At 71.5% G+C, this 26,741-nt stretch carries 19 protein-coding genes; 10 read left to right on the top strand and 9 right to left on the bottom strand.

Annotated elements, in window-relative coordinates:
- The first annotated feature begins 1 nt into the window (after position 1).
- Complete coding sequence (locus tag ACFRIC_RS03575; RefSeq protein ID WP_382778820.1) at positions 2-610, top strand: hypothetical protein; 609 nt, start codon at positions 2-4, stop codon at positions 608-610.
- 164 nt (positions 611-774) lie between these two features.
- On the opposite strand, the gene ACFRIC_RS03570 is transcribed toward ACFRIC_RS03575, so the two are convergent.
- Both ACFRIC_RS03570 and ACFRIC_RS03565 read right to left on the bottom strand, forming a co-directional pair.
- Entirely contained in the window at positions 775-999 is a 225-nt protein-coding gene (locus ACFRIC_RS03570) for a cold-shock protein (protein ID WP_382778819.1), read from the bottom strand.
- 58 nt (positions 1,000-1,057) lie between these two features.
- Entirely contained in the window at positions 1,058-2,557 is a 1,500-nt protein-coding gene (locus ACFRIC_RS03565; RefSeq protein ID WP_382778818.1) for an MFS transporter, read from the bottom strand.
- Between the two features lie 402 nt (positions 2,558-2,959).
- Between ACFRIC_RS03565 and ACFRIC_RS03560 the strand changes: the two genes are divergently transcribed.
- Positions 2,960-4,600 (top strand): MFS transporter, encoded by a 1,641-nt coding sequence (locus tag ACFRIC_RS03560; protein WP_382778817.1) that lies wholly within the window; start codon positions 2,960-2,962, stop codon positions 4,598-4,600.
- 55 nt (positions 4,601-4,655) lie between these two features.
- Here ACFRIC_RS03560 and ACFRIC_RS03555 read toward each other — a convergent pair whose 3' ends face one another.
- The gene (locus tag ACFRIC_RS03555) at positions 4,656-7,388 is read right to left on the bottom strand and encodes a SpoIIE family protein phosphatase (RefSeq protein ID WP_382778816.1); all 2,733 of its coding nucleotides are present in this window, start codon (positions 7,386-7,388) and stop codon (positions 4,656-4,658) included.
- A gap of 188 nt (positions 7,389-7,576) precedes the next feature.
- On the opposite strand from ACFRIC_RS03555, the gene ACFRIC_RS03550 reads away from it, so the two are divergent.
- Positions 7,577-7,813: a DUF6296 family protein gene (locus ACFRIC_RS03550; RefSeq protein ID WP_382778815.1), complete on the top strand. Its 237-nt coding sequence runs from the start codon at positions 7,577-7,579 to the stop codon at positions 7,811-7,813.
- Here ACFRIC_RS03550 and ACFRIC_RS03545 read toward each other — a convergent pair.
- Positions 7,774-8,364 carry a GNAT family N-acetyltransferase gene (locus tag ACFRIC_RS03545; protein WP_382778814.1) on the bottom strand — a complete coding sequence of 197 codons (591 nt, stop codon included), beginning with the start codon at positions 8,362-8,364 and terminating at the stop codon, positions 7,774-7,776. The genes ACFRIC_RS03550 and ACFRIC_RS03545 overlap by 40 nt on opposite strands.
- A 199-nt stretch (positions 8,365-8,563) precedes the next feature.
- The gene (locus ACFRIC_RS03540) at positions 8,564-10,843 is read right to left on the bottom strand and encodes an MMPL family transporter (protein WP_382778813.1); all 2,280 of its coding nucleotides are present in this window, start codon (positions 10,841-10,843) and stop codon (positions 8,564-8,566) included.
- 188 nt (positions 10,844-11,031) lie between these two features.
- On the opposite strand from ACFRIC_RS03540, the gene ACFRIC_RS03535 reads away from it, so the two are divergent.
- Both ACFRIC_RS03535 and ACFRIC_RS03530 read left to right on the top strand, forming a co-directional pair.
- Positions 11,032-11,880 (top strand): SMP-30/gluconolactonase/LRE family protein, encoded by an 849-nt coding sequence (locus ACFRIC_RS03535; protein ID WP_382778812.1) that lies wholly within the window; start codon positions 11,032-11,034, stop codon positions 11,878-11,880.
- A gap of 311 nt (positions 11,881-12,191) precedes the next feature.
- A complete protein-coding gene (locus ACFRIC_RS03530; RefSeq protein WP_382778811.1) occupies positions 12,192-14,585 on the top strand; it encodes a M4 family metallopeptidase in 2,394 nt (797 codons plus the stop codon).
- 82 nt (positions 14,586-14,667) lie between these two features.
- On the opposite strand, the gene ACFRIC_RS03525 is transcribed toward ACFRIC_RS03530, so the two are convergent.
- The gene (locus ACFRIC_RS03525) at positions 14,668-15,288 is read right to left on the bottom strand and encodes an L-threonylcarbamoyladenylate synthase (protein WP_382778810.1); all 621 of its coding nucleotides are present in this window, start codon (positions 15,286-15,288) and stop codon (positions 14,668-14,670) included.
- Positions 15,289-15,389: 101 nt separating this feature from the next.
- On the opposite strand from ACFRIC_RS03525, the gene ACFRIC_RS03520 reads away from it, so the two are divergent.
- Positions 15,390-16,463 carry a dihydrodipicolinate reductase gene (locus ACFRIC_RS03520; protein WP_382778809.1) on the top strand — a complete coding sequence of 358 codons (1,074 nt, stop codon included), beginning with the start codon at positions 15,390-15,392 and terminating at the stop codon, positions 16,461-16,463.
- A 9-nt stretch (positions 16,464-16,472) separates the two neighbouring features.
- Positions 16,473-16,952: a carboxymuconolactone decarboxylase family protein gene (locus tag ACFRIC_RS03515; RefSeq protein WP_382778900.1), complete on the top strand. Its 480-nt coding sequence runs from the start codon at positions 16,473-16,475 to the stop codon at positions 16,950-16,952.
- Between the two features lie 100 nt (positions 16,953-17,052).
- Here the strand turns inward: ACFRIC_RS03515 and ACFRIC_RS03510 are convergent, their stop codons facing one another.
- Entirely contained in the window at positions 17,053-18,696 is a 1,644-nt protein-coding gene (locus ACFRIC_RS03510) for a GMC oxidoreductase (RefSeq protein WP_382778808.1), read from the bottom strand.
- 251 nt (positions 18,697-18,947) lie between these two features.
- Here ACFRIC_RS03510 and kstD point away from each other — a divergent pair, with 251 nt between their 5' ends.
- On the top strand, positions 18,948-20,762 hold the full coding sequence (gene kstD, locus ACFRIC_RS03505) for a 3-oxosteroid 1-dehydrogenase (RefSeq protein WP_382778807.1): 1,815 nt from the start codon (positions 18,948-18,950) through the stop codon (positions 20,760-20,762).
- Positions 20,763-20,864: 102 nt separating this feature from the next.
- Here kstD and ACFRIC_RS03500 read toward each other — a convergent pair whose 3' ends face one another.
- Positions 20,865-22,037 (bottom strand): PP2C family protein-serine/threonine phosphatase, encoded by a 1,173-nt coding sequence (locus ACFRIC_RS03500; protein ID WP_382778806.1) that lies wholly within the window; start codon positions 22,035-22,037, stop codon positions 20,865-20,867.
- Positions 22,038-22,384: 347 nt separating this feature from the next.
- On the opposite strand from ACFRIC_RS03500, the gene ACFRIC_RS03495 reads away from it, so the two are divergent.
- Together ACFRIC_RS03495 and ACFRIC_RS03490 are read left to right on the top strand one after the other, a co-directional pair.
- Positions 22,385-23,191 (top strand): DMT family transporter, encoded by an 807-nt coding sequence (locus ACFRIC_RS03495; protein WP_382778898.1) that lies wholly within the window; start codon positions 22,385-22,387, stop codon positions 23,189-23,191.
- Positions 23,192-23,292: 101 nt separating this feature from the next.
- Positions 23,293-24,033, top strand: a complete 741-nt coding sequence (locus ACFRIC_RS03490) for an HAD family hydrolase (RefSeq protein WP_382778805.1) — start codon at positions 23,293-23,295, stop codon at positions 24,031-24,033.
- A 202-nt stretch (positions 24,034-24,235) separates the two neighbouring features.
- Here the strand turns inward: ACFRIC_RS03490 and ACFRIC_RS03485 are convergent, their stop codons facing one another.
- Positions 24,236-26,653: a SpoIIE family protein phosphatase gene (locus ACFRIC_RS03485; RefSeq protein WP_382778804.1), complete on the bottom strand. Its 2,418-nt coding sequence runs from the start codon at positions 26,651-26,653 to the stop codon at positions 24,236-24,238.
- Between the last annotated feature and the right edge of the window lie 88 nt (positions 26,654-26,741).

The raw sequence follows: 26,741 nt of genomic DNA, 5'->3' as shown, positions 1-26,741 counted from the left end.
CGTGAACACGGAGAAGATTGCCGCTCGCCGCCTCTCGCTGGAAGAGGTGACGAAGCTCGGCGTGAAGGACAGGCTCTTCATTTCCGCCGATACGGCAGAACTCAAGCTTCCCGACTGCTATGTCCCTGCTTTTCTGACCAAGTCCGGTGAGCATTTCGAGGGCGGCTCGATCACGGCGCGAACCGTATTCCAGGAAGAGGTCTCCTGCCTTCCCGACGACGAGAATGAACCCGGAATCTACTTGGCCGACGAGAACAGCTCGGTGACCATTGAGGTTCTCCAGTCCGCCGGTGTCGTGCTGGACCTGGCACTTTTCGTCCCCGGTGGGGACAAGGGGGCCCTCACGGCCCTTTACGCCGCGGCTCGGCAGGCGTTCGGCGCCGACATCGTGCAGATCTGGCGCCAGGGCCTCAAGGAGGTCCCCGACGTGAAGGTCGACATCTTCGAGGAGCAGATTCCCCGGGGGCGCAAGGGAAGCGACAGCCCCAAGCGTGACCGTCGCGCGATCGACACCTACCCCACCCGCGCGGACTTCATCGAGTTCTCCGACGGGTGGAAGCCGGTCGTCGAGATTCACAGGCCGATTGTTGACGACACCCCGACCATCTGAGGATCTGAGGCGGCGTCACCTCTCGGTCTCGGCCTGAGAGAACGGTCTTGAGGTACATCGGCCGTAGCTGCGGCCCTCGGGCGTCCTGTCGGCGTCGTCGCTGCTGGAGTGCCTGGCCAGGTGACCGCGACGGTCCCGGCCCGGCCGACGTCGACTCACGGGAGTCAGGCGGACCGGGGCACGATGCTCACCGCGCGGTAGTCGTACCCGTCCTGCTTGAAGCCGGGGGCCTCCCACACGAGCTCCACCTCCTGGCCGGGCGACAGCGTGCGGAAGCCGGGTGCCTGGATGTCGGAGTAATGGCCGAAACAGCCGCCGGGAGTCTCGGGGGAGTCGAGCACGCCCCACCCTTCCTCGTCACGCCACTCACGGACCTTCGCGGTAACCATGGGTGGCACCCTACGGGCTTCCTCCATGTCGGCGAGGTGGCCTCGGACGTTCGCGCGCTCACCGGTCCTCGACGGGGACGGTGAGCGCGTGCGACGCCGCGGCCGCGCCGTAGGCGCCCGGTCCGACCCGGCGCCGGCGGGCACGGATCGCCAGAACCGACAGGAGCAGGCCCACCCCGGACGCGATCGCGAGCAGCGCGCACGCGCTGGACAGGCCCGCCGCCAACGCGTCCGCCGCCCCGTCCCCTCCCGACCGCCGGGACTCGCCCACCGTCGCGTTGACCGTCGCCACCGCCGCCGTGAACGCGGCGGCGCCGATGTAGCGCGCCATGTTCGAGATGCCCGACGCGGCACCGACGTCGTCGGCGGACACCGACGAGGTCGACGCCGAGCTCGCCGGACCGTTGACGAGCCCCAGGCCCGCGGCCAGGAGCACGAGCGGCAGGACGAAGGCCGCGTACCGCCAGTCGCCCTCGACGAAGGACAGCAGTGCGCACCCGGCCGTCGCCGCCGCGAAGCCGACGGCGATCACGGGACCGACGCCCAGCCGCTGGACCATCCGGGGCACGAGCGGCGTGACCGCGATCAGACCGACCGTCGCGGGCAGCGTGGCCAGGCCCGCCTCGAAAGGGCTCAGCGCGAGCGTGGCGGGGTTCTGGAAGTAGAGACTGACCAGGTACATCAGACCGTTGATGACACCCGCGCTCAGCAGGATCCCGACCGTCGCCCCGATCAGGACGCGATTCCTCAGCAGCCGCAGGTCGACCAGCGGCGCCTCGACCCGCCGCTCCACCGCGACGAACGCCACGCACGACACCGCCGCCAGCGCGAAGCATCCGAGCACCGCGGCCGAAGTCCAGCCCCAGGTGGCCCCCTCGCTGAGTGCGAGCAGTGCCGGGGCGAGCGCGACGGCGATCAGGACGGTTCCCGCGAAGTCGATCGAGCGGCTGCGATCCGGATCGCGGGATTCGGCGACACCCTTCAGGGTGACCGGCACGCAGGCCAGCGCGATGCCGGCATCGATCCAGAACAAGCCCTGCCATCCCGTGCCGTCCACCAGCAGGCCGCCGAGCAACGGCCCGGCCGCGGCGCCCACCGCTGAAGCACCACCCCAGAGCGTCACCGCCCGCACCTGTCCCTCTCCCGAGGTGGACACGGACAACAGGCTCATCCCGCAGGCCAGGATCGTCGCCCCCGCCGCCCCCTGGATCGCCCGGCCCGCGATCACCCCGCCACCGCTGCCGGACAGCGCGATGAGCACGCACGAGGCGATGAACAGCGCCAGGCCGCCGAGAAAGACCAGACGTCGTCCGAACACGTCGCCGAGTGCCCCCGAGGTGACGATCACCGCGGCTCCCACCAGCGAATACCCGGTGACCGCCCACTGCAGGACGTCCAGCGACGCCCCGGTGTCGTCGCTGATCGCCGGCAGCAGGATGCTCACCGCCGAGGTGTTCGCGTTGACGACCAGGGTCGAGACGCACGTCGCGATCAGCACAGCCGCCGGCGCCGACCGGCCTGCGCTTCCGGGTTCCGCCTCGCCCGCCTGGACATCCACACCGGCAGGCTCACACGCGCGACGGCGCACCGCACCCGGATACGCGGCCCGGCGAGCGGCCGCGTCGCGTCCGGCACGGCGCTCGCGCAAGGGGTCTGGCTCCGTATCAGCCCGGCATCCGGCGGAGCCGTCGGCCCGGTCGAACCGCTCGGCCGCCAAGTCGACGCTCCGTGCGGCCTGTTGCCCGGCATCCCCGCGCACCGGCCGCTCGACCACGTCGTATCGACTCCGCCGCACCCCTCGGTGCCCTGTTCGCGTCGTCGCCGCCGAGGCCGCCGGCCAGGGAGGACGGCGATCCGGGGGCCGGTCGTTGATCGATTGGTGAGGCCGGGCGGGCAGGCTTAACGTCGATGGAGTGAGCAACCATGTTCACCGCCGACCCGAGATGCAGGGCCTTCCCCGATGACGGCCGATCACGTGACATCCTCCGAGTCTGCCGAATCCCCGCAGCGGGGACGAGGCAGCGGTATCGCACTCCTCGTCATCGCCTCGTGTCAGCTCATGGTGGTCCTCGACATCACCATCGTGAACATCGCGCTGCCGCACATCCAGACCTCGCTCGGCTTCTCGACCGAGAACCTGTCCTGGGTGATCAACGCCTACACGCTGACCTTCGGTGGTCTGCTGCTGCTCGGCGGACGCTCCGGCGACATCCTCGGCAGACGCCGGATGTTCATCTTCGGCGTGCTGCTCTTCGTGTTCGCGTCGCTGCTCGGCGGACTCTCCCAGGACTCCTGGCAGTTGCTCGCGGCCCGCGCTCTGCAGGGTGTCGGCGGTGCCATCGCCTCGCCCACGGCCCTGTCGCTGATCACCACCACCTTCCGTGAAGGCCCCGAGCGCAACCGGGCGTTCGGCGTGTTCGCCGCCGTATCCGCGGGCGGCAGCGCGATCGGGCTGCTCGCGGGAGGCATCCTGGTCGAGTGGCTCGACTGGCGCTGGGTGTTCTTCGTGAACGTCCCCATCGGTCTGCTGATCGTGCTCGCGACACCCCGCTACATCAGGGAATCCGAGCGGCATCCGGGCCACTTCGACCTCCTCGGCGCCCTCACCTCCACCCTCGGCATGGTGTTGCTGGTCTACGGCTTCATCCGGGCCTCGGAGGAGGGCTGGAGCGATCCCCTCACCCTCGGGGCCTTCGGCGCCGCGCTCGTGTTCCTGATCTCTTTCATCGCCGTCGAACGCCGGTCGAGACAGCCCATCACGCCCCTGTGGATGTTCCGCGACCGCAACCGCTCGGGCGTCTACGCGATGATGCTCAGCCTGTCCGCCGCCATCTTCGGGATGTTCTTCTTCCTCACCCTCTTCGTGCAGAACATCCTCGGCTTCAGCCCGCTCAAGGCCGGCTTCGCCTTCCTGCCGGTGAGTGTGATCATCGCGATCGGCGCGGGCGTGGCGTCCAACTTCCTGCCCCGATGGGGTCCCAAACCCTTCATGGCCGTCGGCGCGATCCTGGCCGCGCTGGGCCTCGGCTGGCTGACGCTGACCGACGTCAACAGCACCTACCTCGGCAGCATCCTCGGACCCACCCTGGTGTTCGGCTTCGGCATGGGTCTGCAGTTCGTCTCGCTGACGCTGATGGCGGTGTCGGGAGTCGAGCCCAAGGAGACGGGCGCCGCCTCCGGCATCCTCAACGCCACCCAGCAGGTCGGCGGTTCCCTCGGTCTGTCCGTACTGGTCACGGTCTTCGGCACGGCGAGCCGCAACGAGGCCACCGACCAGGTCGCGAAGTTCCTGCAGACCGCGACCCCGGCGCAGCAACTGCAGTTCCGCAGGACGGGACAGCTTCCGGCGCCCTGGAGCAGCCAGGTGCTGACGTCGGGCATCTCGGGAGCGTTCGTCGCCGCCGCCGCCTTCGCGGTCGTCGCCGCGCTGGTCGCCGTGCTCGTCATCCAGGTGCGCCCGTCCGACCTGGAGCGGCTCCAGGGAGGGGCCGCCGCGATGACGCCCGGGGACGGGGCCGGCGACGGAGAGGGTGCCTCGGCCGGAGCGACCCCGGCGGGGGAGTCGGACACCCGGGACGGCGGACCGTCCGCCCCCGGCTGATCCAGGTCCGCCCCGGCCGATCCGGACCCGGCGGAATCCTCAGGGCGCGGAATCCTCAGGGCAGCGGCTGCTCCGCCCAGATGACCTTGCCCTCCGGCGTGTACCGCGTTCCCCAGCGGTCGGTGAGCTGGGCGACCAGGAACAGGCCCCGTCCGCCCTCGTCCGTCGTCGCCGCGTACCGCAGGTGGGGCGAGGTGTTGCTGCCGTCGAAGACCTCGCAGATCAGCGCCCGGTCCAGCAGCATGCGGACCCTGATCGGCCCGTTGCCGTAGCGGATCGCGTTGGTCACCAGCTCGCTGAGGATCAGCTCCGTGGTGAACGCCAGCTCGTCGAGGCCCCAGTGCGCCAGTTGCCGGCTGACCGAGGCACGCATCCCGCCCACGGCGGCCGGTTCGGACGGCACCTCCCAGGAGGCGATCCGGTCGGGATCGAGGGCGTTGGTACGCGCCACGATCAGGGCGATGTCGTCGCTCGGCCGGTCCGGCAGCAGGGCGTCCAGGGCTCGCTGGCAGGTGTCCTCCGGCGAGCGGTCGGCTCCCGTCAGCGCCGTGCGCAGCATGTCGAGCCCGACGTCGATGTCCCGTTTCCGGTCCTCGACCAGACCGTCGGTGTACAGCACGAGCCGGCTGCCCTCCGCCAGTTCCAGCTCGGCCGTCTCGAACGGGAGACCGCCCAGGCCGAGCGGCGGCCCGGCCGGCACGTCGGGGAACTCGACGCTGCCGTCCGGGTGGATGACCGCGGGCGGCGGGTGTCCGGCGCGGGCGACGGTACAGCGCCGCGTCGTCGGGTCGTACACCGCGTACACGCAGGTGGCGCCCGTGACGGCGGCTCTGCTGTCCTCGGGGAGCTCGTCCTGGTCGATCCGGCCGACCAGCTCGTCCAGCAGTCCGAGGAGTTCGTCGGGCGGCAGGTCGAGGGCGGAGAAGTTGTGGACCGCCGTACGCAGCCGGCCCATCGTCGCGGCGGCCAGCAGCCCGTGGCCGACCACGTCGCCGACGACGACCGCGACCCGGGCCCCGGGCAGCGGCAGCACGTCGAACCAGTCGCCGCCGACCCCGGCCTGGGCCGGCAGATAGCGGTAGGCGAGGTCGAGGGCGCTCTGGTGGGGCAGGGTGCGCGGCAGGAGGCTGCGCTGGAGGGTCACGGCCATCGTGTGCTCGCGCGTGTAGCGGCGCGCGTTGTCGATGGAGACCGCGGCGCGGGCGACCAGTTCCTCGGCGAGGGCGAGATCGTCCGCGTCGAAGGGGTCGGGCTTCTCGGAGCGCCAGAAGTTGACCACGCCCATCACCAGCGGGCCGACGCGCAGGGGGACGGTGATGAGGGAGTGGATTCCGTAGTCGACGACGCGTGCGGTGCGCCGCGGGTCCTGGGCCAGCCAGCCCGGGGCACCGCCGAGATCGGGCTCGACCACGGCCTCTCCGGTGCGCAGGCTGTGGGCCTGCGGGGTCGACGGTACGAAGCCGATGTGCTCGCCGACCGGATAGAGCGGGGCGTCCTCGCGGATGCCGCCCGCGGCGGTGCGGCGCAGCCCGGTGCCCGCGTCCGGCTCCTGTCCGTTCAGCACCGCGTCGGCCAGGTCGACGGTCACGAAGTCCGCGAACCGGGGGACCGCGACCGCCGTCAGTTCCTCGGCCGTCCTGGTGACGTCCAGGCTCGTGCCGATGCGCACGCCGGCGTCGTAGAGGAGTTTGAGCCGTTCGCGGGCGATCTCGGCCCGGCCGGAGAGCGCGCGCAGTTCCGTGGAGTCGCGGAGGGTGGCGACGCTGCCGGCCGGTCCGCCCCGCAGATGGGTGGGCCGCTGGTTGACGGCCAGGAGCTGGTCCCCGACGAGATGGACCTCGTCGGTGGCGACGCGGCCGGAGGCCAGCAGTTCGGCGGTGCCCGCGTCGAGGCCGAGCCGCTGGACGTGCTGTCCCTCGGCGTCCGGGGGCAGGTCGAGCAGGCGGTTCGCCTCGTCGTTGGCCAGGAGCAACTGCCCCTCCGCGCCGACGATGATCACTCCTTCCCGGACGGAGTGCAGCACGGCGTCGTGGTGCTCGTACATCCGGGTCATCTCGTACGGGCCGAGGCCGTGCGTCTGGCGCAGCAGGCGTCGGCTCACCAGCGCGGTGCTCGCGGTCGCCAGGGCGAGCGCGGCGGCGGCGGCGCCCAGCAGGAGCGGGAGCTGATGGTCGGCGGCGCCGCCCACGTTCTTCGTGGTGATGCCGGCGGACACCATGCCGACGACCTCTCCGCCGGGCGCCTCGACGGGGACGGTGGCCTGCACCAGCGGTCCGAGCGTCCCGTTGACCTGCTCGACGACGGAGTGGCCCGCCAGGACCGGTGCGGTGGTCCCGATGAACTTCTTGCCGATCCGGTCGGGCTTGGGGTGGGTGTAGCGGATCGCGTCCGTGTTCATCACGACGATGAAGTCCACGTTCGACGCCTTGCGGGCGGCCTCGGCGCGGGGCTGCAGCACGGCCGTGGGGTCGGGGGCGGCGAGGGCGGCGCGGGTGCCGGGCGCGTTGGCGAAGGTCTCCGCGACGGCGAGCGAGCGGTTGCGGGCCTCCTGCGTCGTGTCATGCCGCACCTGGAGTACCAGTGCGACCACCGCGGCGACGACCAGGAGCAGCACGATCACCACTTGCAGGACGAACACCTGTCCGGCGACACTGCGCCCGCCGATGGCGGAGCGTAGCCCGCTGGACGGGCCGTTCCCGTGCTTGCCGTCGTGTCGCCCGCGCTCGGGGCGCGCTGTACTGGGGCGGCGGGTCGACTGAGCCCGGGTTCGACCCAATAGTCCGACCATGAGCTATGTCTACACTGCCCGGCGTCCCGTGGCGAGGGGCGTCACACACCGTGATCGAGTGCCCCGTGAGGCGTGCCGTCGGCCGGCGGGCGGCAGGGCGCCGGCGAAGCGGCGCGTGCGTGTGGGGACGCATGATGGAGACATAGTCCCTATTACCTGAATTTGTCGCTTCGGCGCGGAGGGCTTTGATGAAGACTGTGGACCGCTACCGGCTGACCTTCACCCATCCCGGACCGGACGCCCGCATGGTGACGGACGAGGTGGTCGTCGAGCGGACGACCGCCAAGGGACCGGGCGGCAACCCGGTGTACAGCGATCACACCGGCATCCTCCGCGCCGAGATCAGCCCGGCCGGTGAGGTCCGCATGCTGGCCAGCGGCGCCTATCAGTCGCCGATCAACCCGGCCGCCGAACCACTGTCCTGACGGGCCGCGCGACCGGCCCCGAGCACGGCCCCGGCGGCCGGGAACCCGGCGGGGCCGGTGGGTCCGGCTTCGGCGAGCTCCCGTGAGAAGCGAAGTCCCGGACGTCCGTTCAGCTCGACCTCGCCCGTGACGAGGAATCCGTTGCGGGCCAGGACCGTCCGGGACGCCCCGTTGTCGGCGGTCGTGCGGGCGCGCAGGGCGCTCAGGCCGTACGCGCTCGCGGCCAGGGCGCACATCTCGCGTACGGCGGCCGTGGCGAGTCCCCGCCCCGTGGCCCGCTCGGCGACGCGGTAGCCGAGGTCGGCCGAACCGTGCTCCAGGTCGATCAGGTTGACGCGGGCGAGCACCGCGCCGGCATCGTCCACCACGAGGTGGAACTGGGCGAGGCCCGTGGCCTGTTCGGCCAGCCGCTCGCCCAGGAGGGTGTCGAACCGGTCGAAGAAGGCGTCGCCGCGGTCGGGGATCGTGGCGGCGAAGTACGCGCGGTTCTCCCGCTCGAAGGCGAGCAGCGCGGCCGCGTGGCCGGGGCGGAGGCGTTCGATGCGGGGCATCCGGTCATGCTAGGGACGACTGCCGTCCGGGGCACTCGGATTTCCTCGGCCGCGGGGCGGGGCGGGGCGGGGCGGGATCGGGACCGCCCCGCGGCGGGTGGGGAACCGGCGCGCGCCCCGCGTCCGCGGGGCGCGTAGGGGATCGAGCCGCCCGCCGGCGCGGCCGGGTTCTCGGCCGCCGGCCGGCGCGGCGCGGTCCTCAGCCGCCGGCGGGAGGGCCGCCGGGAGCCGGAACCGCGACGTCGTCGCCCTCGGGGTCGATGTGCGGGAGCATCCGGTCCAGCCAGCGCGGTGTCCACCAGGCGCGGGCGCCGAGCAGCGTCATCACGGCCGGGACCATCAGGAGTCGTACGACCGTCGCGTCGATCAGCACGCTCACGGCCAGGCCGAGGCCGAGCATCTTGACGACGATGTTGTCGCTCAGGATGAACGCGGCGAAGACGCTCATCATGATCAGCGCGGCACAGGTGATCACGCGCGCGGTGATCTCCAGGGCGTGCGCGACACTCGCCTTCGCGTCCCCGGTGCGCAGCCAGAACTCGTGGACCCGCGACAGCAGGAAGATCTCGTAGTCCATGCTGAGCCCGAAGATGATCGCGAACATCATCATCGGGACATAGCTCTCGATGGGCACCTTGCCCGAGACCCCGAGCGCCGGGCCGCCCCAGCCCCACTGGAAGACGGCCACGACGACACCGTACGAGGCGGCGATGGAGAGCACGTTGAGGATCGCCGCCTTGAGCGCGACGAGCAGTCCGCGGAAGACGATCAGGATGATGATGAAGGCCAGCGCGACCACCACGAGGATGATGAGGGGCAGCCGGCTCGCGACGATGTTGCGGAAGTCGACCTGGGCCGCCGTCGTGCCCGTGACGTAGCCCTTGGCGTCGTACCCGGACACGGCCTTCGGCAGGGTGTCGTCGACCAGGCGGTTCGTCAGGTTCGTGGTGTCCTTGTTCTGCGGGGACACCTTGGAGTAGACGGTGCCCACCAGCACGTCCCCGTCCTGCGTGGCCGTCAGCGGGGTGACCACGGCCGCCCCCGAGACCCCGCTGACCGTTTTCTGCGCCTGTGACGCCAGCGCGGAACGCTTGTCCGACGGCACGTCCGTCTGGTCGATGACGACCGTCAGCGGGCCGTTGGAGCCGGGCCCGAAGGAGTCCGACATGATGTCGAACGCCCGCCTGTCGGTGAAGGACGTGGGGTCGGCACCGTCACCGATGTGCCCGAGCTGGATCGTGAACACGGGGATGGCCAGGATGAGGACCGTGAGCAGGCCGCCGGTCAGGAACTGCCAGGGGCGCCGCTCGACGCGCAGCGCGTAGCGGTGCCAGGTGCCGGTGACGGGCGCGCCGGGTTCGGCGTTCGTCTCCGCGATCGGCGTGCGCACGTGGTAGCGGTCGATGCGCTTGCCGATGAGCCCGAGCAGGGCGGGTACGAGCGTCAGCGCGCCGGCCACCGCCGAGACGACCGTGACGGCCGCCGCGAGGCCGAGTTTGCTGATGAACGAGACGCCGGAGACCGACAGGCCTGCCAGGGCGATGATGACGGTGCAGCCCGAGACCAGGACCGCCCGCCCGCTGGTGGTGGTGGCGCGGCCCGCCGCCCGCACCGGGTCGAGCCCGTTGATGAGGTTCTGCCGGTGCCGGGTGCTCAGGAACAGGGCGTAGTCGATACCGACGCCCAGGCCGATCATGGTGGCGAGCGTCGGTGACACCGTCGCGAAGGAGGTCGCGGCGGCCAGCAGGCCGAGGATGGCCAGCCCGCCCACGACGCTGACCAGGGCGGTCACCAGCGGCAGAACCGCCCCGATGACGCTGCCGAACCCGACGAGCAGGACGACGATCGCCACCCCGAACCCGATCAGTTCGCTGATCTTGTCGTTCGCCGCGGGCCGGGCCAGTTCGCCCAGGGGCCCGCCGTACTCGACGTCGACTCCCGCGGACCGCAGCGGCTGGACGGCGCTGTCGACGCCGTGGAGGTAGTCGTCGCCGAGGGTCGAGGGCTGCACGTCGAAACGGACCGTGATGTAGCCGGTCTTCCCGTCGCTGGACAGCGGCCCGACGTTCGGCTGCTGGGACTGGCCCGAGGGCGGCTGGGAGCCGGGCGGCGGCAGCGGGTTCTGCGCCGACAGCACGTGCGGGAGCTTCTCCAGGGAGCTGACGGTCTGGCTCATCTGGGAGCTGAGGTCGGTCAGCGGCTTCTGGGTGTCGCGCAGCACGATCTGGCTGCTGTAGCCGCCCGCCGCCGGGTCGTGCTCCTTGAGGACGTCCAGTCCCTCGGTGGACTGCACCCCCGGCAGTTGGAAGTTGTCCGAGTACTGTCCGCCGAACGAGTGGTTGAGCCCTTGGAGCACACCGAGCGCGACGAGCCACGCCACGATGACGATCACGAAATGGCGGGCGCACCACTCGCCCAGCCGCTGCAGCACCCCGGGCCTGCTGGGCCCGCCGGCTGAAGGGGCTTGTGTCGCCGACATGGGCAGCTCCTGCTCGCAGACGACTCCTCCGACTCCGTCATTAAACGATGTGACGATCATCGCGGCCCGCCGAGCGGCGCGGCCTCCCCGCGCCCGCCGCCGGCCCCGATCTGTCGATCCGGCCGGTGCCCGTTCGTTCTGGAAGTGGGACACCGGTGCCGGGCCGGTGCTGAGCGAAGGCTGTGACGATGATGGACGGGATCCGGACGCTGCTCGACGGACGTGGGCTGGTCGAGTCGCCGCGCTGGCACGGCGGCCGGCTGTACTTCTCCGACTGGACCGCGGGCGAGGTCCTCGCCCTCGATCCGGCCGACGGTCGCGTCGAGGTGGTCGCGCGGGTGGCGTCGCTGCCGCTGTGCACCGACCGGCACCCCGACCAGGGCCTGCTGATCGTCTCCTCGGCGGAGGGCCTGCTGCTCCGGCGGGAGCCCGACGGCTCCCTGGCCACGTACGCGGACCTGGGCCGGCAAGGCTGGAACGACATCGTGGTCGACGAACGCGGGAACACCTACGTCAACAGGGCGGGGTTCGACCCGATGGCGGGCGAGGCCTTCGCGCCGGGCTCGGTCTCGCTGGTCACCCCGGACGGTTCGGTGCGCGAGGTGGCGGACGACATCGCGTTCCCCAACGGGATGGCCGTGACCCCCGACGGCTCGACCCTGATCGTCGCCGACTCCTACCGGCACGCCCTGCTCGCCTTCGACATCGGCCCGGACGGCGCGCTGTCGGGCCGCCGGGTGTGGGCCGACCTGGGGGAGGGCACCCCGGACGGCATCTGTTGCGACGCGGCCGACGCCGTCTGGTACGCCGACGTGCCGGGCCGGTGCTGTGTGCGCGTCGCCGAGGGAGGCGCCGTACTGGACCGGGTGGACCTCGACCGGGGTGGCTTCGCCTGCGTACTGGGCGGCCAGGACAGGAGGACGCTGTTCGTCGTGGCCGCCGCCTGGCGCGGCATGACGGAGTCCGCGCTCGTTGAGCCCGGCTCCGGCCGGGTCCTCGCCGTCCGCGTCGAGGTGCCGGGAGCGGGCCGGCCCTGACGCGGTTTCCGCCCGGCCCGGCCGGGTGAGGCGCCAAGGCTGTCACCACCTGGCGCGAGCTGCCGATCCGTCAGAAGCCGTGGTCGGCGGGGGTTTCGGCGCGGGGGCGTAGGGATAACCCTCGATCGCCGGCAACGCCATGTCATGGCTAGGTCAAAAGTGCAATCCTTCCCACACCTGTGGGACAGGTCGTCCATGGCCCGCCCACAGCCGCGTTCCCGCGCGCCCTGCTCAGCGCTTCCCGGACAGCACATCCCGTCTGTCCGGTCTGTCACCGGCCGCCGACCGCGGCCGAAGGCGTAGGAGTACGAGTGAGACGTTTCCCCCGTCAGGCGACTGCGGCCGGGGCCCTGGTGGCCACCGCCGCGTTCCTGGCCGTCGGTGTGCAGACGGTCCCGGCAGTCGCCAAGCCCGCCCCCCACACAACCCCCCTCCGCACGGGGGGACTTGAGGCAAAGCTCACCCCGGCCCAGCACCTGGCGCTGCTGACGAAGGCATCGAAGCAGACCACCGCGACCGCCGGCACGCTCGGTCTCGGCTCGAAGGAGAAGCTGGTCGTCAAGGACGTCGTCAAGGACAACGACGGCACCCTGCACACCCGTTACGAGCGCACCTACGCCGGTCTCCCGGTGCTCGGCGGCGACCTCGTGGTCCACACCCCGCCGGCCTCGCAGGCCACCGGCACGGTGAGCACGACCTTCGCCAACAAGCACACCATCAAGGTCGCGAGCACCACCCCGGCCGTCACCAAGGCGACCGCCGGAGCCCAGGCCCTGAAGACGGCCAAGGCGCTGAAGGCCGAGAAGCCCGCCACGGACAGCGCCCGCAAGGTGATCTGGGCCGGCGCCGGCACCCCCCGGCTCGCCTGGGAGACCGTGGTCACCGGTGTCCAGGACGACGGCACGCCGAGCAAGCTGCACGTCATCACGGATGCCACCACCGGCAAGGAGATCACCCGGTACGAGGGCATCCAGACCGGCACCGGCAACACCCAGTACAGCGGCACGGTCACCCTCAACACCACGCTGTCGGGGTCGACGTACCAGCTCACGGACTCCACCCGCGGTGGCCACAAGACGTACTCGCTGAACAACGGCACGTCCGGCACCGGCACGCTGATGACCGACGCCGACGACGTCTGGGGCACCGGCGCGGGTTCCAACACCCAGACCGCCGGCGCGGACGCCGCCTACGGCGCCCAGATGACCTGGGACTTCTACAAGAACACCTTCGGGCGCAGCGGCATCAAGAACAACGGTGTCGCCGCCTACTCGCGCGTCCACTACAGCACGGCGTACGTCAACGCCTTCTGGGACGACAGCTGCTTCTGCATGACCTACGGCGACGGCACCAGCAGCACCCACGCGCTGACCTCGCTCGACGTCGCGGGCCACGAGATGAGCCACGGCGTCACCTCCAACACCGCGGGCCTGAACTACACCGGTGAGTCCGGCGGCCTCAACGAGGCCACCTCCGACATCTTCGGCACCGGCGTGGAGTTCTATGCCAACAACTCGACCGACGTGGGCGACTACCTCATCGGCGAGAAGATCAACATCAACGGCGACGGCACCCCGCTGCGTTACATGGACAAGCCGTCCAAGGACGGTTCCTCCGCCGACTCCTGGTACTCCGGCGTCGGCAACCTGGACGTCCACTACTCCTCGGGCCCGGCGAACCACATGTTCTACCTGCTCTCCGAGGGCAGCGGCTCCAAGACCATCAACGGCGTCACGTACAACAGCTCGACCTCCGACGGTGTCGCCGTCGCGGGCATCGGCCGCGCCGCCGCGCTGCAGATCTGGTACAAGGCGCTGACGACGTACATGACGTCGACCACCAACTACGCGGGCGCCCGCACCGCCGCGCTGAACGCCGCGACCGCGCTGTACGGCGCGAGCTCCACCCAGTACGCGGGTGTGGCGAACGCCTTCGCGGGCATCGCCGTCGGCGGTCACGTCACCCCGCCGACCAGCGGTGTGACCGTCACCAACCCGGGCAGCCAGTCCTCCACCGTGGGCACCGCGGTGAGCCTGCAGATCGCGGCCAGCAGCACCAACAGCGGCGCCCTGACGTACTCCGCCGGCGGTCTGCCCACCGGGCTGTCGATCAACAGCTCCACCGGCGCGATCACCGGGACCCCGACCACCGCCGGCACCTACAGCACCACGGTGACCGTCACGGACAGCACCGGGGCGACCGGCACCGCGTCCTTCACCTGGACCGTCAGCTCCTCCGGTGGCGGCGGCACCTGCACCTCGACGCAGTTGCTCGGCAACCCCGGCTTCGAGTCCGGTGCCACCACCTGGACCGCGAGCAGCGGAGTCATCACCACCGACTCCGGTGAGGCGGCCCACGGCGGTTCGTACAAGGCCTGGCTGGACGGCTACGGCTCCACCCACACCGACACGCTCTCCCAGTCGGTGACCATCCCCAGCGGCTGCAAGGCCTCGTTCACCTTCTGGCTGCACATCGACACCGCGGAGACCACCACCAGCTCGCAGTACGACAAGCTGACGGTCACTGCCGGTTCGACCACGCTGGCGACCTACTCCAACCTGAACAAGGCCACCGGCTACACGCAGAAGACGTTCGACCTGTCCTCGTTCGCCGGCACCACGGTGAGCCTCAAGTTCAGCGGTGTCGAGGACTCCTCGCTCCAGACGAGCTTCGTCGTGGACGACACTGCCGTGACGACGAGCTGACCAGCGACACCTGACATCTCCGCATCGGCCGCGACGTGGGTCCTCCGTGAGGACGACCCACGTCGCGTTCCGTTTCCCCGGCCTACTCGAACCGGGAGGGGTCGCCCGCTCCGAGGCGTACGAGCTCGGGCTCCGCGCCGGAGAAGTCGACCACCGTCGTCGGCTCGGTGCCGCAGTCGCCGGAGTCGATGACGGCGTCCACCACGTGGTCGAGGCGGTCCTTGATCTCCCAGCCCTGGGTCAGCGGCTTGTCCTCCTCCGGCAGGAGCAGGGTGCTCGACAGCAGCGGCTCGCCGAGCTCGGCCAGGATCGCCTGGGCGACCGCGTGATCGGGGATCCGCACCCCGACGGTCTTCTTCTTCGGGTGCAGCAGCCGGCGCGGGGCCTCCTTCGTCGCCGGGAGGATGAAGGTGTAGCGGCCGGGTGTGGCCGCCTTGACCGTGCGGAAGACCGCGTTGTCGATCCGCACGAAGTGTCCGAGCTGCGCGAAGTCCTCGCACATCAGCGTGAAGTGGTGGCGCTCGTCGAGCTGGCGGATCGAGCGGATGCGGTCGATGCCGTCCCGGTTGCCGAGCGCGCAGCCGAGAGCGAAGCAGGAGTCCGTCGGGTAGACGATCAGCCCGCCGCTGCGGACGATCTCCACCACCTGGGTGATGACGCGCCGCTGCGGGTTGTCCGGGTGAACGTCGAAGTACTTGGCCATGTTTCGAGACTAGGGCCTGTCCCACAGTTCGCGTCGTCGCCCGGAATTCTCCCCGGTCGCGGCTATAGGAACCTCGCGGCCGTCTCGCTACCCTCCGCCGCATGATTTCCACGGTGGTCTGGGGTACCGGCAACGTCGGCCGCGCGGCCATCCGCGCCGTCGAGGCCCACCCGAAACTGAAACTCGCGGCCGTGCTCGTCCACGATCCCGGCAAGGTCGGCCGTGACGCGGGCGAGCTCGCCGGACTCGGCCACGGCCTCGGTGTCGCGGCGAGCGACGACATCGACGCGGTCCTGGCCTCGGGGCCCGGAGCCGTCGTCTACGCGGCCACCGGCGACATCCGCCCCGACGAGGCCCTCGCCGACATCGCCAGGGCGATCCGGGCCGGTGCGGTGGTCGTCACGCCCGCCCTCTATCCGCTCTACGACCAGCGCAGCGCCCCGCCCGAGTTCCGGGACCCCGTGCTCGCCGCCGTCGCCGACGGGGGCGGCTCCCTGTTCGTCTCCGGAGTCGATCCCGGCTGGGGCAACGACGTCCTGCCCCTGCTGATCAGCGGTCTGGGCACCACGATCGACGCCATCCGTTGCCAGGAGATCTTCGACTACTCCACGTACGAACAGGAGGAGTCCGTTCGGTACCTGGTCGGCATGGGGCAGCCGATGGACTACGAGCCGCTCATGCTCGCCCCGTCGATCCCGACGATGGTGTGGGGCGGCCAGATACGGCTCATGGCGCGGGCTCTGGGCGTCGAACTCGACGACATCACCGAGACGTTGGAGCGCCGCCCGCTGACCGGCACCGTGAGCACCCGCACCATGGGCGAGTTCGCGGCCGGCACCCAGGGCGCGGTCCGCTTCGAGGTGCGGGGGATCGTCGGGGGAGAGCCCCGGATCGTCATCGAGCACATCACCCGCATCCACGCCTCCTGCGCACCGGACTGGCCCTCGCCGCCCGACGGGGACGGCGCCCACCGGGTGATCATCGAGGGCCGCCCGCGCATCGAGGTCACCGTCGCGGCCACCGACGAGGGCGAGAACCGGTCCGCGGGCGGGAACGCCACCGCGGTCGGCCGCCTCGTCGGTGCCATCGACTGGCTGGTGGACGCGGAACCAGGACTCTACGACGCACTCGACGTCCCGCTGCGTCCCGCAGTCGGCCGGCTCGGAAGGAAGTGACCCATGACGCTGCGCGTCGACATTCCCGAAGGACAGGAACCGATCGGCTACGTCTGGGGCGAGATGGTGCCCGGCATCGGCATGGCCGCCGCCAACTTCTCCCTGTCGGTGTACGAGCACACGACCCTGGGCCTGCGCGAGTTCGAGGCCGCCCGGCTGCGCATCGCGCAGATCAACGGGTGTCTGTTCTGCCTCGACTGGCGCACGGAGCGCGACGGGCTGAAGGTCGAGGAGGAGTTCGCCGACGCGGTGACCCAGTGGCGTACCACCGATGCCTTCGACGACCGGACGCGGCTGGCCGCCGAGTACGCGGAGCGGTACGCCCTGGATCACCACGGTCTCGACGAGGACTTCTGGACCCGGATGACGGCCTCGTACAGCCAGCGGGAGATCGTGGAGCTGACCATGAGTGTCGGCTCCTGGCTGGCGTTCGGCCGGCTCAACCATGTGCTGGGACTGGACGCCGTGTGCGTGCTGCCGACCCACTGAACGCGGCCGGCGGCAGGCCGTCGCGGCCCTCCGAGCGGATCCGGACCCCTCACGGGGTCCGCACCGCCTGGGGCGGACGACGTGACGTCGCGGACACGCCCTAGAGGTCCACGGCGATGATGTTCTCGATGTTCCGTTCGGCGAGGGCGGTGATGGTGACGAACGGGTTGACGCTGGTGTTGCCGGGAATCAGCGCGCCGTCGATCACGTACAGGCCCGAATAGCCGCGCAGGCGCCCGTAGTTGTCGGTGGCCTTGTTGAGTACGGCGCCGCCGAGCGGGTGGTAGGTGAGATGGTCGCCCCAGATCTTGTACACGCCGAAGAGATCGGTCCGGTAGATCGTGCCCTCCTTCGCGTTGATCTTGTCGAAGATCGTCTTCGCCATGTCGATCGCGGGCTGCTTCCAGGCGGTCTGCCAGTTGAGGTCGACGTTCCCGGTCGCCGCGTTCCAGGTGAACTGGGCGCGGTTCGGGTTCTTGGTGATGGACAGGTAGAAGGACGCCCAGGTCTCGATGCCCGTGGGCAGTGGCGCCACTTCGGCGAACGCCCCGCCCGCGGCCCAGTTGTCGATGCCCCCGCAGGGGATGCTGGCCTGGAGCGAACCTGTCGGATCCCACAGGTGGTTGGCGCGGCCGCACATGACGTTGCCGTTGTCGCCCCAGCCCTGGCCGATCTCGCCGTTGAGGCCGGGTAGCGCGCCGGTCGCCTTCAGCCGGACCAGGAGCTTGCTCGTCCCGACGCTTCCAGCCGCGAAGAACACCCGGTCCGCGGTCACCGACTTCGTGGCCGTCGTGTCCCCGGTGGTGTTGAGCTGGTCGATCAGGACCGTGTAGCCGCCGCCGGACGCGGGCGCGACCGAAGTGACCTTGTGCAGCGGTGAGATGGTGACCCGGCCGGTGGCCGTGGCCTGGGCCAGGTAGGTCTTCTGGAGGGACTTCTTGCCGTAGTTGTTGCCGTAGAGGATCTCCCCGGCGAGGGCCGACTTGGTGACGGTGCCCGCGGCCTCCTGCTTCATGTAGTCCCAGTCGTACACGTCGGGCACGAAGACGAAGGGGAAGCCGGAGCGCTGGGCCTGCTTCCGGCCGACCCGCGCGTACTGGTAGCAGTCGGTCGTGTCGAACCACGCCGGGTCGACGAGGCCCGTGCCGAGCGTGGCGTTGGCGCGCGGGTAGTACGTCGCGTACATCTCGTCGGCGCTCACCGACGGGAGGATCGCGCCGAAGTTCTCCCGCTTCGGAGTGACCGCCATACCTCCGTTGACCAGTGATCCGCCGCCGACACCGCGGCCCTGGTACACGATGATCTGGCCCATCTCCTCGGCGTCGAGGATCCCCGTGTAGCGGGGGATGTCCTTGTCGATGGGGAAGCCGAGGAAGTTGCTGAGGGGCTGTTTGGTCCTGGTCCGCAGCCAGTACGAACGCTGGTCGGGGCTGGTCGTGTTGGCGAAGATCTTGCCGTCCGAGCCCGGTGTGTCCCAGGCCATGCCCATCTCGACCATCTGCACGTCGACGCCCGCCTGGGCGAGGCGCAGGGCGGCGACCGAGCCGCCGTAACCGGTGCCGATCACGAGGACGGGGACGTGTGCGCCGGACGGGATCGACGAGGCCGCCGTGGCGATGGTCGCGGGGGCCGCGACGGCGCGACCGGCAAGGCTCACTGCTCCAAGAATAGAACCTGTTCCAGCTATGAATCGTCGGCGCGAAACACCCCTGGAATCGTTGGTCTGCTGGTTGATGTCACCCACGTGACACTCCTCACTCTCTACGAGTGGGAACAGGTTCTACTGTTGCCGGCTTGTTAAGTCACTACATACCGGTTGGTAACTTCTGCCCGATCTTGGGGTGATCGGCGAGGTCTGCTCCGCTTGCTCTTGACTTCACAAGACCCTCGCGCGACATTCCTGACGCCGCATCAGAACCGGTACGGCGGGGGCCGGTAGGGCTCCCGGAGCAACGGAACGCCTCACCTTCCCCCGCCCCGCTGGAGAGCCCCGCCATGTCCCCGATCCCCGGGCCCGCCGGCCCTGCCCCCGCCCTCCCGTCCTCCGGTCCGTCACGGCGCCGGGTGCTCGGCGCGGCCACGGGTGCCTCCCTCGCGCTCGCTGCCGGAGCCGCCGGTGCCGTCGCCGCCGCCGGTCCCGCCACGGCGGCCGACCTGCCCCTGCTCGGCACGTACGACGTCGTCGTGGTCGGCTCGGGAGCCGCCGGGATGACCGCGGCGCTCACCGCCGCGAAACGGGGGCTGAGCTGCGTCGTCCTGGAGAAGGCGGCCACCTTCGGAGGCTCGGCGGCCCGCTCGGGCGCCGGCATCTGGATTCCCAACAACCCCGTCATCCTCGCCGCGGGCGTCCCCGACACCCCGGCCAAGGCCGCCGCCTACCTCGCGGCCGTCGTCGGCCCGGACGTCCCGGCCGACCGGCAGCGGGCCTTCCTCGGCAACGGACCGGCCATGATCTCCTTCGTCATGGCCAACAGCCCGCTGCGCTTCCGCTGGATGGAGGGCTACAGCGACTACTACCCCGAACTTCCCGGCGGCCTGCCGGGCGGACGCTCCATGGAGCCCGACCAGCTCGACGGGAACATCATCGGAGCCGAACTCGCCCGCCTGAACCCCGCGTACCTGGCCGTCCCGGCCGGCATGGTCGTCTTCAGCGCCGACTACAAGTGGCTCACCCTCGCCGCCGTCAGCGCGAAGGGCGCGGCCGTCGCCACCGCATGCCTGGCACGCGGCACCAAGGCGGCGCTGCTCGGCCAGAAACCGCTGACGATGGGCCAGTCGCTCGCGGCCGGACTGCGTGCCGGCCTGCTCGCCGCCCAGGTCCCGGTGTGGCTGAACAGCCCGATGTCCGACCTGCTCATGGAGAACGGCGCGGTCACCGGCGCCGTGGTCACCCGCGACGGCGCGGCCGGACTGGTCAGGGCCAGGCGCGGGGTCGTCGTCGGCTCCGGCGGATTCGAGCACAACGCGGCCATGCGCGCCGAGTTCCAGCGGCAGCCCATCGGGACCGCCTGGACCGTGGGCGCCAAGGAGAACACCGGCGACGGCATCCAGGCGGGGCGGCGGGCCGGGGCGGCACTCGACCTGATGGACGACGCCTGGTGGGGCCCGGCCGTCCCGCTGCCCGGCGAGCCCTACTTCTGCCTCGCCGAACGCACCCTGCCCGGCGGCCTGCTGGTCAACGCCGCAGGCGCGCGGTTCGTCAACGAGGCCGGACCCTACAGCGACGTCGTGCACACCATGTACGACCGTGACCCGAGCGCTCCGGACATCCCGGCGTGGCTGGTCGTCGACCAGAACTACCGCAACCGCTACCTTTTCAAGGACGTCGCGCCGACCCTCGCGTTCCCCGACTCCTGGTACACGTCCGGAGCCGCGCACAAGGAGTGGACCCTGGACGCGCTCGCCGGAAGCATCGGTGTCCCCGCGGCCGCCCTGCGCACCACCGTCAGCCGCTTCAACAGCCTGGCCCTGAGCGGCAAGGACACCGACTTCCACCGCGGCGACAGCGCCTACGACCACTACTACACCGACCCCGCGGTGCTCCCGAACTCCTGCCTCGCCCCGCTGTGGCTGCCTCCGTTCCACGCCTTCAAGATCGTCCCGGGTGACCTCGGCACCAAGGGCGGACTGCGCACCGACGCCCGCGCCCGCGTGCTGCGCCCCGACGGCACGGTGATCCCGGGGCTGTACGCGGCGGGCAACGCCAGCGCGGCCGTCATGGGCCACAGCTACGCGGGAGCGGGGTCGACGATCGGGCCCGCGATGACGTTCGGCTACATCGCGGCACTCGACCTCGCGGCGTCGAGCTGACGCACGCGGCGGCGGCCCGACACAGGCGGTGACGACCTGACGTCAGCGGCGGCGACCCGACCCTCGTGGGGACGACCCGCGAGGACGGCGGCCGCTGGACGGTCAGCCGCCGGTGCTCTCGCTGTGGCTGTCGGCGGTCGCGCCGGCGTCCCCGTCCCCGTCCCCGTCGGCGTGCCGGTCGCCGCGCGGCCGGGGCGACAGGACCAGGACGGAGACGTCGTCGCGGATCGAGGGGCAGAACCGGACCAGGTCCTCCCACAGGTGGCCGACGAGCGCGTCCGACGGCTCCTCGGCGAACGAGGTCAGCCGGTCGGGCAGCGGGTAGAAGGCGCCGCCCGCGTCCCGGCTCTCGCTCACTCCGTCCGAGGCCATGAAGAGCCGGTCGCCCGGGTCCAGCTCGACCGTGCGCGCCCTCGGCGGGGACAGCTCGAAGAATCCCAGCCCCAGCGGGGGCCCCGGATCGGTGTCCAGTTCGAGGGCCTTGGCCCCGCGCAACAGCATCGGCGCGGGATGCCCGCAGGACACCATCCGTACGGTGTCGGTGCCCGGCGGGAACTCCAGGAGCAGCGCGGTGGCGAACAGCTCGGCGTGATCGACCGACGCCGAGTCCACCACCAGCCTGCGGTCGAGCCGGGCCGCGGCCTCCTCCAGATCGCGCTGGTCCAGCACCGTCTCGCGGAACGCCCCCAGCAGCGAGGCGACCGTCCCCACGGCCGACAGCCCGTGTCCCTGCACGTCGCCCATCACGGCCCGGACCCCGAACGGCCCGTCCCGTACCTCGAAGAAGTCACCGCCGACCAGCGTCTCCCGCTGGGCGGGCCGGTACAGCCCGGCGCAGCGGACCGGGCCGACCCGTTCGGGCAGCGGCGGCAGCACGGCGAGCTGAGCGGCCTCCGCGACCGACCGCACGGTGACCAGATGCGCGTCCCTGCGGCTGCAGACGAGCGAGACGAACACGCTCAGCACGGCGATGAAGGTGATCGTGAGCAGGTCCGCGTTGCCCGGATGGTTGAGGTGCAGGGCCGGGATGTTCATCAGGACCACGACGACCACGCCGAAGCCCGCCGTCGAGAGGGGGCCGTAGGAGAGCACGGCGAGGGAGGGGATGGCGCCCAGCAGGAAGCCGATGTCCGGGGGCTCGCTGCTCACGAGTTCCGCCACGAGGACGGCCGCCAGCAGGACCGGCGGGAGCAGCCTCACCCAGCGCGGAGGGGGCGAGCCGCGCAGCCATCCCGGGTAGTCGTCCCGCCGACCGGGCGCGGCCTTCCTGGCCATGGCACTCCTCCCTTCGTCACCACGCTCCTCCCTTCCCCGCCGTCGCGCATTTTGATCGGCTCGCCGGCACGGGCGGTGCGTGGAAGCCGACGGGCCGGAGTGTGCGGTGCCGAGCCGTCTGCGACGGCCAGGACGGGGGACCGGCGAGGGGAGCGGGTGGTGCGAGGCGGCACGAAGCCCCGCCATCACGGGGATGAGATGACGGGGCTCCACAGGGCGGATGCCCCGCCGTCCGCGATTCATCCCACCGGCTTTCGGGAGAGGCCCCGGCTCCGCTTCCGGGGCAAGGTGGAGAGGTGACAGGACTGGCCGTGCTGTTCGCGCTCCTCGGGGCCGCCAGCAACGCGATGGGCACGGCGTTCCAGCGCAAGGCCGCCGCCCGCCTCACCGAAGGCGGCGGGCTGCGCCTGATCATCCGGCTGGCCCGGCAGCCGCCCTGGCTGATCGGCATCGCCGGGGTGATCGGCGCGGCGCTCTTCCAGGCCCTCGCGCTGGCGAACGGGCCACTGTCCCTGGTGCAGCCGCTGTTCATCCTGGAACTGCCCTTCGCCCTGATGATCGCCGTCCCGCTCCTGCACCGCCGTCTGTCGCGCGCGGGATGGCAGGCCGTCGCCGGCGTGGTGGCGGGCCTCGGCCTCGTCCTCCTCGCGGCCGCTCCCTCCGGAGCGCGGTCCGACGCCTCCATGGAGCGCTGGATCCCCGTACTGATCGCGTGCCTGGGCAGCGTGGCGGTCGCGGTCGTCGTCGCCAGGCCGGGCCGCCCGCCGCTCTTCCGCGCGGCCGTGCTCGGGGCGGCCTCGGCCATCAGCAACGCGCTGACCGCCGCCCTGCTCAAATCGGCCGTGGGAACGCTCCGCGACGACGGCTTCGTCGCCTTCCTCGGCATCTGGCAGACCTACGGATTCGCCCTGACCGGGATCGCCGCCGTCCTGCTCCTGGAGAACGCCCTCCAGGCGGGTCCGCTGGCCGCCTCGCAGCCCGCGCTGACCATCGGAGACGCGACCCTCAGCCTCGTACTCGGTGTCACGCTGTTCGGCGAGACGATCCGTACGGGCTGGTGGCTGCTGCCCGAGCTGATCGGCGCGGGCCTGGTCCTGTGGGGCGTCCTGCGGCTGACCCGGGTGGTCCCGAATCTCGCGGACATGGCTCATTGACGTATGGCCCACCCCGCTCACGCCCGCTCACGCCCGCCCGCGACCGCCGGTGGAGCCCGGGCCGGACGGTGCCCCGCGCGTGGCCGACACTCGCTCGATTGGTGACGGCCGGGACTGGACAGACCCTGGTGGTGACGAGTCGGATCGAGAACGTTCGGGAACTGGTCGCGCGGACGCGGTACGTCGTCCTCGGCTTCGACGGCCCGATCTGCCAGCTCTTCTCCGGGCCCTCGGCGACGGCCCTCGCGCGGGCCCGGCTCGACCGGCTGACGGAACCGGACCTGCGCGCGGCACTCGCCGAGGAGGAGCGCGACGCCGCGGACCCCTATCGCGTTCTGACGGCGGTGGCCGGACGGCACCCGGGAGAGGCCTTCGCCCGGCTCGACGCGTGGCTGACCGGGACCGAGCTGGAGGCGGTACGCACCGCCATGCCGACGGCGTACGCGGATCCGCTCATCCACACCTGGGCGGCGGTCGGGGCGAGGCTCGCCGTGGCGACCGGCACATCGGCCCGGGCCGTCACCACCTACCTGGACACGCGCGGTCTCACGCCTCGCTTCGCCCCGTACATATTCGGCCGCGTACCGCACCCGGGAACGCCCGCGCCCCGTCCGGCCGCCCTGGAACTGGCCCTGAGCGCCATGGACGCCGAGCCGGACGTCTCGCTGATGATCGGCGCCGCCCCCGAGGACCACGCGGCGGCGCGCCGGGCCGGTGTCCCGTTCCTCGGCTACGCCCGCCACCCCAGCAGAGCGCGGGCACTGCGGGAGGCCGGTGTTCCCGAGCGGTGCGTCACGGATTCCCTGGAGCCACTGCTGCGTACCCTGCGGGAATCCTCCTGAGCCGATCACTGCGCCATACGAGCGGAAAACCCGTCGGAAACTCGTGTGCATGCATCGCCGGGGGCGGGGCACCAGCATCCTGAGACAGTTCGGGAAGCTACCCCCCTGGCGAACCCCGAGCTGCACGGCCCCGCAGGCAGTCACTCCCCCCGGCTGCCGGCGGGGCCGCATTCGTACGGCCCCGCTCCACGTCCGTGCGGTCCTACTCCACCCGGATGCCGACGATGCAGGTGTCGTCGTCGGTGTCGGACCGGCTGTACGTCAGGAGCCGGTCGAGCTGGTGGTCCAGCGTCCCGGACGTCGTACGGGCCGCGGTGAGGAGCTGGCGCAGCGACACCTCCACCGAGCGGTCACGCCGTTCGACCAGACCGTCCGTGTACATCAACAGCGTGTCGTGGACCTCCAGTTGCACCTCGTTCTCCTCGAACGTCGCCTCGGGGACGGCACCGAGCAGAATGCCCTTGAGCAGGGGCAGCGGGGTGGCGTCCGCGTCCCGGACCAGAACCGGCGGCAGATGTCCGGCCCTGGCCCAGCGCAGGACGCGGCGGCGCGGATCGTAGATCCCGACGACCGCGGTGGCGGTGACCCCGCCCGTCAGATGGTGCGCCACGAGGTTGAGCCAGGACAGCAACTGCCCCGGCCCCGCACCCGTCACGGCCAGTCCGCGCAGCGCGTTGCGCAGCACCACCATGCTGGTCGCCGCCTCTATCCCGTGACCGGCCACGTCACCGACACACAGCAGGACCAGCCCGGAGGACAGCACGACCGCGTCGTACCAGTCGCCGCCCACGAGCTGTTCGGTCTCCGCCGGCCGGTAGCGCACCGCCACGCCGAGGCCCGGAGCCCGCAACGGCGCCTGGGCCGGCGGCATGATCGCATGCTGGAGCTGGAGGGTCAGCCGGTTGCGCTCGTGCGCCTGCTGCTCGGTGTGCGCGAGCTGGTCGCGGGTGACGGCCAGGGCCACCTCCGTCCAGTGCTGCGCCGAGATGTCCTGGTAGGCCCCGCGGACCGCGAACAGCCGGTCGTCGGCGTCGAGCACCGGCTCGGCCACCACGCGGATGTGCCGGGTCACGCCGTCGGGACGCTGCAGCCGGAACGCGGCCGACGCGGGCCGCCGGTGGTGCAGGACGGTCCGCAGGAAGCGGCCGATGGTGACGGCGTCGTCCGGGTGGGCGTGCGCGGCCAGCTCCTCCAGCGGGACGGGGGCGCCGGAAGCGGAGCGGCCGTAGAGATCGAAGAGCGTCTCGTTCCAGATGGTCTCGCCCGTCAGCAGATTCTCCTCGAACCCGCCGATCCTGCCGAGCCGCTGGGCGTGCTGGAGCAGACTCGCCAGCCGTGCCGTCTCGTCCTCTATGCGCCAGATGAGCAGCACGGTTCCGCCGTGCCGGCTGATGTTGATGTCGGCCACGGCCGACAGCCGCACCTGGTCGACCAGCGCCGTCAGATCCATGCGCCGCGCCCGGAACGGCTCCCCGGTCGCGTAGACGCGCTCGACGCACTGGAAGAGGCCGCTGTCCCCGGCGGCCAGCGGATAGGCCTCGAGGAGCAGCGCCCCCTGAACGGTGCCACGCGGCCGGCCGGCCGGATCGAGGAAGCGCCCGTTCACATGGCGGATGCGGAAGTCGGCGAGTCTTCCCTGGTCGTCGAGCTGGGGCACCAGGACCAGGGCGGGATCGTGCAATCCGTCGACCAGGTCGATCAGTTCGCCGACGTCGGCCGTCCCCCGCACGTCGGCGCAGTCGCCCGGCAGCGTGTGGGTCTCCAGCGTGTGCGAGCACAGTTCGGCCAGGGCCTCGACCTGACGGACGACCTGCGGTGGCTGAGGTTCCAGGGCGGACGGCCACGCGATCTCCAGGACGCCGTGGATCCGGCCTGCCGAGCCGGCCGGTACCGCGACCCGGCCGCCGTCCGGATACTCCGCGTGCCCGATGGACGGCGTCCCGGTGCCCGCCAGCGAGCGCGCCCACTGCGCCGTACGGTCGGACAGTGCCCGGCGTGCCATCGTGGCCACGCCCGGGGGTACGTGGCGCCAGCGCCTGGCCTCGCCCGCCGAGAAGCCCGCGCTGCCCGCCAGCGACAGCGAACCGTCGGCGTCCGCCGCCCAGATGGCCACGGCGACCGCCCCGAGCGGGGTCAGCGCGTGCTGGAGCAGGGAGTCGGCCACCGACTGGGTGTCGCCCGCCGCCAGCGCGCCGCTCTCGGCCGCGCGCAGCCGTACCGCGGGGGCGTCGTCCCGCGGGGGACGCTCCGCGGTGGCGGAGAGGAAGGTGCTGGTCACCTCCGAAAGCCGGTCGTGCGCCGCCTGGTTGATGATCTCGACCGCGAGCTGGAGCCGGGGCACCTTGGCCTGTTCGGCCAACTCGGCGAGCTGGCGGGCGGCCTGGGCCGGGCCGCAGCCCAGCCGCTCGACCAGGATGCCCTTGGCCAGCTCGATCAGCGCGCGCCCGTCGGCCTGCGCCTGCGCGGCCCGTACCTCGCGGCGCAGCCGATCGACGGTGGCGGCCAGCCGGCCCACCGGCGAGGTCCGGGCCACGCCCGACCGGTCGCCGGCCGGCCCGGCGTCCGCGGCGTCGTCCGCGGGATCGGGGACGTCCGGGCCGGTTGTCTCAGGACGGTTCATCGTGCGGCCGCTCCTCGGCGGGTGCCCGGTGCGGGCCGGGGGAGGGGCGGCAGCGGCGGGTGTCCCGTCGCGAAGCCGCGGCGGAGGG

This window comes from Streptomyces sp. NPDC056738 (assembly GCF_042790435.1).
Classification (GTDB): domain Bacteria; phylum Actinomycetota; class Actinomycetes; order Streptomycetales; family Streptomycetaceae; genus Streptomyces.
Note: the sequence above shows the minus strand (reverse complement) of the source record. Positions and strands in the feature narration are given on the sequence as shown.